Genomic DNA, 1,626 nt, shown 5'->3' with positions numbered 1-1,626 from the left:
GGGGGCGGGGGGGCGCGCGGGGGGGTGGGGGGGGGGGGGGGGGGGGGGGGGTGGGGGGTCAGGGGGCGGGGTGGGGGGGGGGGGGGGCGCGCGCGGCCCCCCCCCCCCCGCGACCGACTACTTCTGCGTGTAGCCGCCGTTGGATGTGATGTTGGCGTCGATGGCCTTCACCGCGGAATCGAGAGACTGCTGGGGGTCGCCACCGTTCAGGATGTCCTGGGTCGCCTTGGTGAACTCGGTCGCGATGAACGGATACGCCGGTGTTTCAGGGCGAAGGACGGCGAACTTCTGCGAGAACTCACGGAAGATGGCGAGATTGCCGCCCTCCTCGAATCCGGGGACCAGGGCTGCGGCTGCCTCCGTCGCGGGAATCGTTCCGGTTGCGACGGATACCGCGGCGATGTTCTCCGGCGACAGCGAGTACGACAGGTAGTCCATCGCCGCTTCCGGGTCGGCGCAGCCGGTGGTCACGCCCCACTGCCACGATCCGCCGCCGACCTTCACTCCGTCGCCCAGGTCGACCGATGGCATCACGGCGAGGTCGTCACCGATGGCCTCGGCATGGGCGGATGCCGCCCAGCTGCCGCCGTACTGGATGGCGGTGACGTTGTTCTGAAGGTCGAGGGACGAGTCTGCGCCGCTCTTGGCCGCGACGTATCCGTCGTCGGCGAGCGACTGCATCCACTCGGCCCATTCGAGCGCCTCGGGTCCGTTGAGCACGCCGTCCGCCGACTGGAAGTCGTCGCGGTTCATCAGGTCGCCACCGAAGGACTGCAGGAACGGCGAGAAGGCGTAGGGGTACCACTCGCCGACGTCGGCCGTTCCGATGTCGAGCGGGTTGTCCCACTTCCCCTCGGCCTTGAGGGCGGCGAGGGCGTCGGAGAATTCGTCCTTGGTCCACGGCTCGTCGATGGTCGCGACGCGGATACCCGCGTCTTCGAGCACGGACTTGCGGGCGAACATCGCCAGTGCGACGTCGTAGTAGCCGACGGAGTAGGTGTCCCCGTTCCATACTCCGAGGGTGCTGGGCAGGTTCTCGTCGAGGTCGACACTGAGGTCGAGTGGCGTGAGGTACTTTGCCCATGCCCAGTTCGGCACGTTCGGCCCGTCGATGTCGACGATGCAGGGCAGCTTGCCCGATGCAGCGGCGGCGACGACCGAGTCGTTGTAGGAGGCCTGCGGGAAGGCCTGGACCTTCACCGTCGTCTTGTTCTGGCTCTCGTTGTAGCCGTCGACGATCGCCTGGATCGCGGCGAGCTCCTCGGTGTTGCCGCCGTTGTGGGTCCACAGGGTCAACTCACCGTTCTTGCCGTCGGTCCCTGTGCTGCCGCCGGTCGCGCAGCCTGCCAGGCCTGCCGCGAGGCTCGTGGCGAGTAAACTCGCTACGATCAGCCGCTTCTTTGCGTGTCGCATTCTCTTTCCTTACTTATTCGGTTGGGTGGGGTTTCGATCGACGAAGCGCCGATCTTCGCGGCCGTTCCAGCGGTCGCGAAGCAGGAAGTGGGGGGGGGGGGGGGGGCGGGGCCCGGGGGGGGGGCCCCGCGGGGGGGTGGGGGGGGGCCCCCCCGCCCCCCGGGGGGGGGGGGGCGGCGCGCGCGCGGGGGGCGCCCTCGGGGGGGGGGGGCG

Annotated in this window: 1 protein-coding gene; it reads right to left on the bottom strand. The window is 69.9% G+C overall.

Annotated features, from left to right (window positions below; all coding sequences use genetic code 11):
• Nucleotides 1-117 precede the first annotated feature (117 nt).
• The gene (locus QCD70_RS18960; RefSeq protein WP_301219173.1) at nucleotides 118-1,413 is read right to left on the bottom strand and encodes a sugar ABC transporter substrate-binding protein; all 1,296 of its coding nucleotides are present in this window, start codon (nucleotides 1,411-1,413) and stop codon (nucleotides 118-120) included.
• Between the last annotated feature and the right edge of the window lie 213 nt (nucleotides 1,414-1,626).

The sequence above is a fragment of the Agreia sp. PsM10 genome, from assembly GCF_030433855.1.
Taxonomy (GTDB): Bacteria; Actinomycetota; Actinomycetes; order Actinomycetales; family Microbacteriaceae; genus Agreia.
This window is presented reverse-complemented; position numbering and strand designations above follow the sequence as displayed.